We start from the raw sequence: 9,320 nt of genomic DNA, 5'->3' as shown, positions 1-9,320 counted from the left end.
TCTTCCGATCTAATGCTTTGCAAGTATCCCCCCGAGATTTGAGGCATGTTCTCCTTGTATGCCTATTTGAAGGTCAAGTATCATCGCATCAGTTACGAGATATGTTCCGCTTGGCATTGGTCTAAGAAGCCCTCCTCTGCCTACGACTGCTCTAAGGGATTCGAGGCTTATGTTTTCTTCGTTTAGCCAGTCTTCGATAGCGTTGAGCCTATATGAAAACTGGTCAGTAACATGATCGAATTTTTCCAAATCGGACTTGTCATGATCGAGCTTTTTAGATTTTACTTCTTCTTTCCCTTCGAATAATGATACTTTTGTCGATGTAGATCCAGGGTTTATCGCTAATACAAATCTTTTATCCATATATTTCCCCCTTAGTTTTGAATTAAATTTATACTTAATGTTTCTGGCTCTACTTTTGAGATAGTTATATTTTCTATAGTAGGCCATATAGGTCTTACTTGATGTATTCCTTCATCTAAATCGATTAAGTCAATTGTTGGGGTTAAGTCCTCTTTTGTCACATTTGCTATATATTGATCTAGTCCTCTTATGGTTACTCTTACTGTATCATCTAATGATTCATCATCTACTTTTAATCCCAAAGGAACATTTAAGATTTCCATTTCGTTTACTCTATATTCAAAGCTTTTTTCAATCGTTTCTTCTAGAGTATATGAGACAATGACATTTATTGTTGGGTCTAATAATTCAACGCCATCAGGTAAATCCAATTCAACTTCTATAGAGTTGTTTTCTAAAAGCTTGTCAATATCTACTGGTTTGGTATCTATTTTAGTCAAGTCTTTTAGCTCATCATATCCTTTTACTATTACTGTGCTAGGATTTATTAAAATGTTTGTTATAGATATGTTTTCTGGTGCATCGCCCGAAATAACAAGCTCTATTGGCAGTTCTTTAGTCTGAAGTATTGGAACATTTACTCTGACAAAACTTGGCTCTTTTTCAACTCCTAACACTTCTTCTCCTTCATTGTTTATCAACTTGATAGGCACAGTCTCTATAAAATCTTTAGTTTTATTTGTTACATCTACAGTGGCTATTGCTTTATCTACTTCATTTACCCAACTTCTAGGTCCTCTGATGATAATGGTTTCTGGCTCAGTAAAAACATCTCCAAGCACATATTTTTCAGGCAATTCGCCAATTATCTCTGGAGTAACGGTGATCTGTTTGCTTATTGTTTTTTCTAGTGTGAATAGTACTTCTTGAGGAGTAATTTTGCTTACAGTAACATCTGCAGTGCTATTCAATAGCTTAACTGTGATTGGCACTCTAACCTGTCCTTCGCTATATCCTGTCAAGTCAACTTCTGCATAAATGTTTTGAGCAAGCACTTGATCTACTTCTTTCTTTTTCCCAGTAATCTCTACATTTACTTTGGCACTTTCAGGGCTCATGATAACTATGCCTTGCCTTTCTAGTGACTGGACATTTAAATAATTAACCGTTATATTTCTAAATTCCTTTTTAATAACAGGATTTACTTCACTCATCACATAACTCCAAAGAAGTACAGCTACTACTAAAGTTATAATTTTTAAGGATATATTATTATTCCTCTTTTCCATCTTTGAACCTCCATTTTAAGAAGGACTCTCTTCCATTTTTTGGTTTATACATGTCGAGCAAAATTTGTTTAAGAGTTTCTGGATCTATATATCTAGAGATATCTCCATTTTCTGCGACAGATATGGCCCCTGTTTCTTCGGATACTATAACTGCAAGGCTGTCTGATCTTTCTGTTACGCCTATAGCAGCTCTATGTCTTGTACCTAATTCTCTGGATATAGCACTGCTTTCAGAAAGTGGCAAAAAACAAGCGGCAGCTTTTATTATATTGTCCTTTATGATGACTGCCCCATCATGAAGCGGCGTGTTTGGTATAAATATATTTATGAGTAAATCTGCACTTACATTGCCATTGATCTTTGTTCCAGTTTCTACTATTTCATTTAGACCTGTTTGTCTTTCAAATACCATCAGTGCGCCGATTTTTTGCCTAGATAAAGATGCAGTTGCTTCAACTATCTCGTCGACCACTTTGGCCATGTTTTCTGTTCTTATATCCACAAATGATTTTGTAAAAAATCTACTTCTTCCAAGTGATTCTAATCCTCTTCTAAGTTCAGGTTGAAAAACAATTAATAGTGCAAGTGTTCCTACTGTCATGGCATTGCTAAGTATCCAATTTATAGTGTATAGCTCTGCCCATTCACTTAATTTTGTCAAAACAAGTAGTATACCTATACCTTTCATTAGCTGTTCTGCTCGAGTTTCTTTTATCAATATGAGTATCCTGTACAAAACAAAAGCTACTATGAGTATGTCTATGATATCTCTTATCCTTATATTTATAAAAGAATTTATTATACTTTGCATGGGCTACCATCCTTTGTATTAGTCTATTCTTATATTATACATTAATAAATTTTATTTGTGTCAATTTTTATATAGATTTAGTTTAGTAAAGGTGTTTTCATAACTTCTTTGGAGTCTCTCGATGATATTTTCAGGTAGGTTTAAGTCAAGATTACCTTCTAAGGCATCTTTAACAGGAAGTATATAATACCCATATTTCCCATTTTCCATCTTTCTATATACCCATGTCGGTGTTATATTTATATTTTCTACTAAAGTGCTACCTGAAAGATTGTCTTTTTTTAAACTAAATTTAAGTATAGCCCCATCTTCAGTAAGTGAATTTCCCATAGTCTCTTGCCTTTGGTTAGAATAAAAATTTCCTAGTGAATAAAATACATATGTATTCCTATCGCCTAAATCTATTATTTCGCTATCTTGTATGACATGAGGGTGTGAGCCTACAATAATATCAGCACCAAATTCTGCTAGTTTTAAGGCTGTATTTCTTTGATAGTCGCTTGCTAATTTCTGATATTCATTACCCCAATGTAAAAATAGAATTATAATTTCAGCTCCGTCTTTCTTAGCGTTTTCAATATCTATCTTCGCTCTATCTTCATCATATAGATTTAACATAGTTGATATTTCTTCTTCATTCAATCTGCTGTTTAAGCCATTCAGATAAAAGGCATAAGTAAATATACCTACCCTTATATCATTTACATCCAATATCTTATATGGGGTATATTCTCCTTTGCTAGTTCCAATATATTCTATTTCTCTTTTTTCTAGCTCATCAATCATCTTTATAATACCATCCCTGCCTTGGTCTAGGACATGGTTGTTAGCTGTAGAAAGCACATTAAAGCCTGTAAATTTTAGTGCATCTAATATTTCTACAGGCGAGTTAAAAAGGGGAAATCCACTGAAAGGTTTGTCCTTGTTAGAAAAGGATGTTTCGATATTAGCTATTGCTAGATCTGAATCTTCTATGTAAGGTTTTATATATTTAAACACAGGATTGAAATCATAGCCTTCAGAAGTCTTTGCACTGTTAACCTGAGGCATATGAAGCATTATGTCTCCTACGAAAATTATCTCTGCATATGAATACGGCTTAATATGTTCAATAGTTTTTTCTTCTATTTGAGTTGATATCGGTTCTTCTATGGTAACGTTTTCACTTTGTTTGGCATCAAATTCTTCAGTTTGAGTATAGCTTATACTGCATCCAGACAAAAGTAATATTATCAAAAATGCAGCTATGTACCTCAAGCTTTTTCCCATTTCATCAGCTCCTAATCATCTATACTCTAATTGTACAACTAAAGCTTGATTACTGCAACATATCTTGAGAAGTTGCAAATTTCTGAATCATTAGAAATATACCTATAGAAAGGAGTATATCTCCTATGCTGATTACTTTTGGCAAAATATATCTTACAGGGATTATGTCTGATAAAAGATATAATTTTGTAGAGCTATCTATGAGTGTATGAGTAATCACTATATCTTGTTTAAGTATATTTAATTGATCTAGCATATTTAATCTTAATAAAGCATCTTCAGAGACTGGCATCCTTCCTCCATTAAATATGATTACTATTTGATTTAGAACTATGCCTGCCATTGATAATTTTATGCCAGTTATGTGTTTATTTTTATATAGCCCAAACAATATCAATCCAAAAGATAATATGTATATAAGTGGAAGATTTGAAAAAAGCAATGTCGAAAATTCACTATTGCTATTTGCTATATATCTTATAGAGAAAGAATAAATAATTACACCTATTAGCATATAGCCTATACCATCAATATGTAAATTAGTTAATTTTTTTAAACTTCCGCCTCTTACTAGTGCTATTATGAATGATATTAAAACTACTTCTAAAAGCATGAAATCACCCCATATATATTAAAGAGCGCTTTTAAAAGCGCTCTAATTATTAATACTCTATGAACCTGTCTTTAGATACTCCACAAAGTGGGCATTTGTCTTCTTCGCCAGTGATTGTTATAAATCCACATGATGGGCAAAGTTTTACAACTTTTGCATCTAAGTCTTTTCCTTGGTCTACATATTCTTTAGCTTTTGTGTAAAGTTCTGCATGTACTTTTTCAGCTGCTACTGCATATTTCATAGCATTTTCAGCTTCTTTTTCTCCCTGCAATTGTGCTACTGCTATGTAAGCAGGGTACATTTGAGTTACCTCAAACATTTCTCCATCGATTCCGCCTTGAAGATTTTGTGAAGTTGTTCCTAACCCAAATCCTCCGCCTGATGTTACTGAGAAAGATCCCGCGATATCTCTTAATGCATTAAAATGGAATGTAGCATGAATTTGTTCAGCATCTGATGTTGCTCTAAATAATCTAGCTACAGTTGGAAAGCCATCCTTTTCTGCCTTGTCTGCCCAAATTCTATATCTCATATGTGCTTGGCTTTCTCCTCCAAATGCAGATCTTAAATTTTCTTGTGTCATTGCGTTCATAAATATTACCCCCTTGTATTTTTTATATTTATTTATGCAAAGATAAAATTGTAATGATTACAATTTTTCTCTGCATAAATAGTATACACCAAAAATATTTTTAAGTCTAGGGCAAATTTAAAAATAATTATTACACAAACAAATTGACATTTGATTCATCGGCAGCGTTTAGGTATGTTGCTACTCCACCTATTTCAACGCCATCAAATAGTTCTTCTTTTTTTATCCCCATTACATCCATGCTCATTTGGCAAGCAATTATTCTAATTCCAGAATTGATTGCTAAGTCCATAAGTTCTTCTACGGATTGAATGTTTTTATCTTTCATTACTTTTCTGATCATTTTTCCACCCATGCCTGCCATATTCATTCGTGATAGCCCTAATTCTTTTGTACCCCTTGGCATCATGATTCCAAACATTTTTTCTATAAAATTTTTCTCAACTTTTACTTTTTCAGGTTTTCTTAAAATATTCAATCCCCAAAATGTGAAAAACATTGTTACTTCATTGCCCATCGCTCTGGCCCCATTTGCTATTATAAATGAAGCTATTGTCTTATCTAAATCTCCACTAAAGACTATCAATGTCTTTGATTTTTTGCCTTGATTTACTTCCATAAAGCCTTTTTCATCTTTAACTATATCAGAGAGTGCCAATCCTTTTTTTATCTTTACTACCCATCTGTCTTTTAATTTTTCTTCCGATATAAATGTGTTTTTAGTGTTTTGGCACCATGCTTTTATGTCATTTATAAAGCCTGGGTCTGTTGCTTGAACTTCTAGTATGTCTCCATTATTTAATTCTTTCATCTTTTCAGCTACTTGGATGATTGGCCCAGGGCATGATAGACCGCATGCATTTAATTTGAATGTTTCTCCAATATATTCTTCTTTCTTTGGTGTTTCAACAACCCCTGAATCAGAGAAAGATCTTGGTTCGTTGTCCATTTTGTCTTGCATATACATAGTCTTGTATGTGTTAAATCCACCAGCTAAATTTAGTGATTTAAATCCATTTTGTCTTAATATCCTGTCTGCAATATAACCTCTTAAGCCTACTGCACAATATACTATATAGGTTTTTGATTTGTCCAATTCATTTAATCTATTTCTAAGTTGTCCTAGTGGTATGTGAATTGAATTTTCAATAAACCCTAGTTCTCTTTCAACATCTTCTCTTATATCTAATAATACATGAGTTGTTTTATCTAAAGTGTCTAATTCTCTCCAAAGCACTTGTTCTGTCAAACCTCTTAATATATTGTCTGCAGCAAATCCAACCATGTTTACAGGATCTTTAGCAGAGGAATAAGGAGGTGCATATGCAAGTTCAAGTTCCATTAAATCTTTAACTGTTGCATTAAATCTAATTGCAGTTGCTATTACATCAATTCTCTTGTCTACTCCATCATATCCTACTATTTGTGAACCCAATACTTTACCATCATTGTCAAATATAAGTTTGATTGTCATTGGTAATGCTCCTGGATAATAACCTGCATGTGAATTTACATGAATAAGAGCTATTTGATAGTCTTTTTTGTATTCTTTTCCAAGTTTATTTAAATTCTTTTCATTTATTCCAGTATTGGCTACTGTCAAATCAAACACTTTGGCAATGCTTGTGCCTTGAGTTCCTTTGTATGTTTCTTTATAGTCTGCTAAAATATTGTTTGCTGCAATTCTTCCATGTTTGTTAGCAGGTCCGGCAAGTGGCACCATTGTCTTATTTTTAGTTATATAATCAACTACTTCAATTACATCTCCTATTGCATATATTGATTCGTCAGAGGTCTTTAACCATTCATCTACAATAACTCCACCTCTTTGATTTATTCCAAGTCCAGCTTCTTTAGCTAATTCACTGTTTGGTCTTACTCCTATTGAAAGTATTACCATGTCACCTATTACTTTTTCTCCCGATTGAAGAGTTACAGTAGTTTTCCCATTTTCATAAGAAAAAGATGACACGCCATCTTTAAGATGTAATTTTACCCCTTTTGATTTTAAATGCTCATGTACTATTTGTGCCATTTCAAAGTCTATTGGTGCCATTACTTGATCAAGCATTTCTACAATGGAGACTTCTAACCCCTGTGCGTGTAAATTTTCAGCCATCTCAAGTCCTATAAACCCACCACCTACTACTATTGCTGATTTTGGTTTGTTTGTGTCGATATATCCCTTTATCTTGTCTGTGTCCGGGATAGTCCAAAGGCTAAAGATATTTGGTGCATCTATACCTGGAATAGGTGGCTTTAATGGGCTTGACCCTGTTGAAAGAATTAGATAATCATATGACTCTTTATATATTTCGCCTGTTTTATGATTTTTAACTTCAACTGTTTTTTCTTCTCTGTTTATTTTTAAGACTTCGTTTGATGTCCTTATGTCTGCATTAAATTTCACTTTTAAACTCTCTGGTGTGCTAACTAGGAGTTGATCTCTTTCTTGGATTTCCCCACCAATGTAATATGGCAAACCACAGTTAGCAAACGATACATATTCGCCTCTTTCAAATAAAATTATCTCTGCACTTTCGTCAAGTCTTCTAAGCCTTGCTAGAGCAGTTGCTCCACCTGCTACACCACCAACAATCAATACTTTTTTACCCATTTTCTTTCCTCCTATTTTTCATTGAATAACAATTTTATTATGTTTATTACTTCATCATCTTTAATTTTATAATACACTTCATTGCCTCGCCTGTTGTCTTCTATTATCCCCGCAGTCCTCAGTTTTGCCAAATGTTGAGAAATTGTCGACTGTGGAACATCTAAGCAGTTTTGCATAAATGAAACATTGTTCTCTCCATTTTCAATCAGTCCTTTTAGTATGCATAGTCTTATGGGATGAGCTATTAGTTTTAGCAAATCTGCTTTTTCGTTAAATATTTTTCTATCAATCTCCATCAGTTTCCTCCTCTATTTATATATTCTAATATTAGAATATATAAATATTTATGTCAAGAAAAAAGTGGCTTTTGCCACTTAATTATTTACAATACTCTAAAATATTTTCTTTTAGCTCCTCATATATAGGATTTATTAATTCAAAATCACTTTTACATCTATCCATAAAAATTCTATATTCTTTTATTAATTTCTCATTTTTCTTTCGTAGATTCTTTTCTTCTGCTAATATCTTAATTTCTTCAGATAATAGCTGATGATAGAGGCGATTCATCTGAAGAATAAAAGTATTAAAATATGGATTTTCTTCGATTTTGTCGATTGTTAAATTTAGCAGATTGTACATATTTTGGAGTTCTTTTGTGTTGTTGTTTTTTAACAAGTTTTCCATTTTATCTAATAATGTATAGTATTCTTTCATTATTGTTTCTGCTTCATTTTTATATATATCCATTCTATTTGATTTATCTTTTAAATTTGATTTGTCATAGTGAAAATCCCAATTCTCTAAAAATTTATCTTTTACGAGTTTTACATTTAAATATTTATTCATCACTTTTTCTAATTCCATAAATGGAGCTCCTTCAATGTCTGCCCCACCTTTAGTTGTATTGATAACAGTTAAATTTTTTAGTTGCTTTATATACAGTTCCATTTGTCGCCTCGCTGAATTGTATCCATTATTTGTCTTTATTGTATTCCCGTAAACATCTTTGACTTCAAGGGCGTTTTTTAATTCTTCATCTGATAAGTCATTGCTGTAAAACACACCTTCTGAGTGCTGTTTTGTACCTACATAAGCAAGATTTTGTCCTGCAAGTATTATTGGATTAAATCCTAGATAATTTAGCAACTGAAGCGTAACCACGGCAATGCTTGGAGCATCTAGCACTATGTCTATAGGCTCTGTATTTTCATTGTCTAAGTAATAATTTGATACTTTATCTTGCGATGTAATCATATGATAAAGTTTACCAGGATAATTTTCTATGGTTTCATATCCAACAGATGAACCGAATATAAGTGGAATATCATTTATGTTCTGCTCTTTTACTTTCAAAAAAACTTTTTGGTTGTGCTCAGTGGGATCATAGGTTGTTGCTACATCAGGATAAATATTGTTTGCAATCAATGTGTTTATGGCTGAACCAACACTAAATATATATGCTAGTCCTTCTTCTTTTATTTTTCTAATATTTTCTATTTCTTCATTTAACGATGGACCTGCTGCTACTAATATAGCTGGTTTGTCTTTAAATCTTCCTTTATTTTCTACTATCACATTTGGAGTATTTAACACATGCTTAAAGTTCTTCATGGAGTTAATTATCCAACGTTTCTGAAAGGAATATTCTGTTATTATATTGCTTCTTCTATTTTTAATGCTAGATTTTATAGTTTCAATAAAAAATTGATATTCATCAGGATAAAATGACTTATATGAGGGCAACTCTAAAATTGTTAAACTATCTCTATTTAACCTAATTATATTCTCTATTTCTCTTGAAAATGAGTCCCTATCAATAA

9 protein-coding genes are annotated in these 9,320 nt (G+C 32.5%); all 9 read right to left on the bottom strand.

Annotation, left to right across the window (positions count from 1 at the left end):
• Window positions 1-9: 9 nt before the first annotated feature.
• Window positions 10-363 carry a hypothetical protein gene (locus ACTB1H_RS07965; protein WP_463262316.1) on the bottom strand — a complete coding sequence of 118 codons (354 nt, stop codon included), beginning with the start codon at window positions 361-363 and terminating at the stop codon, window positions 10-12.
• Between the two features lie 11 nt (window positions 364-374).
• The gene (locus tag ACTB1H_RS07960; RefSeq protein WP_463262315.1) at window positions 375-1,592 is read right to left on the bottom strand and encodes a CdaR family protein; all 1,218 of its coding nucleotides are present in this window, start codon (window positions 1,590-1,592) and stop codon (window positions 375-377) included.
• Complete coding sequence (gene cdaA / locus ACTB1H_RS07955) at window positions 1,576-2,403, bottom strand: diadenylate cyclase CdaA (protein ID WP_463262314.1); 828 nt, start codon at window positions 2,401-2,403, stop codon at window positions 1,576-1,578. Before cdaA ends, ACTB1H_RS07960 begins: the two co-directional genes overlap by 17 nt.
• A 60-nt stretch (window positions 2,404-2,463) precedes the next feature.
• Complete coding sequence (locus ACTB1H_RS07950) at window positions 2,464-3,672, bottom strand: CapA family protein (RefSeq protein WP_463262313.1); 1,209 nt, start codon at window positions 3,670-3,672, stop codon at window positions 2,464-2,466.
• Window positions 3,673-3,721: 49 nt separating this feature from the next.
• A complete protein-coding gene (locus tag ACTB1H_RS07945) occupies window positions 3,722-4,285 on the bottom strand; it encodes a DUF5317 domain-containing protein (protein WP_463262312.1) in 564 nt (187 codons plus the stop codon).
• Between the two features lie 49 nt (window positions 4,286-4,334).
• Entirely contained in the window at window positions 4,335-4,880 is a 546-nt protein-coding gene (locus ACTB1H_RS07940) for a rubrerythrin family protein (RefSeq protein WP_463262311.1), read from the bottom strand.
• A 130-nt stretch (window positions 4,881-5,010) separates the two neighbouring features.
• Window positions 5,011-7,497, bottom strand: a complete 2,487-nt coding sequence (locus ACTB1H_RS07935; protein ID WP_463262310.1) for a DsrE/DsrF/DrsH-like family protein — start codon at window positions 7,495-7,497, stop codon at window positions 5,011-5,013.
• Window positions 7,498-7,508: 11 nt separating this feature from the next.
• Window positions 7,509-7,793, bottom strand: a complete 285-nt coding sequence (locus ACTB1H_RS07930; protein WP_463262309.1) for an ArsR/SmtB family transcription factor — start codon at window positions 7,791-7,793, stop codon at window positions 7,509-7,511.
• A gap of 82 nt (window positions 7,794-7,875) precedes the next feature.
• On the bottom strand, window positions 7,876-9,320 hold a 1,445-nt coding region (locus ACTB1H_RS07925; protein ID WP_463262308.1), incomplete at its 5' end, for a motility associated factor glycosyltransferase family protein.

Source organism: Soehngenia sp., assembly GCF_055108775.1.
This window is presented reverse-complemented; position numbering and strand designations above follow the sequence as displayed.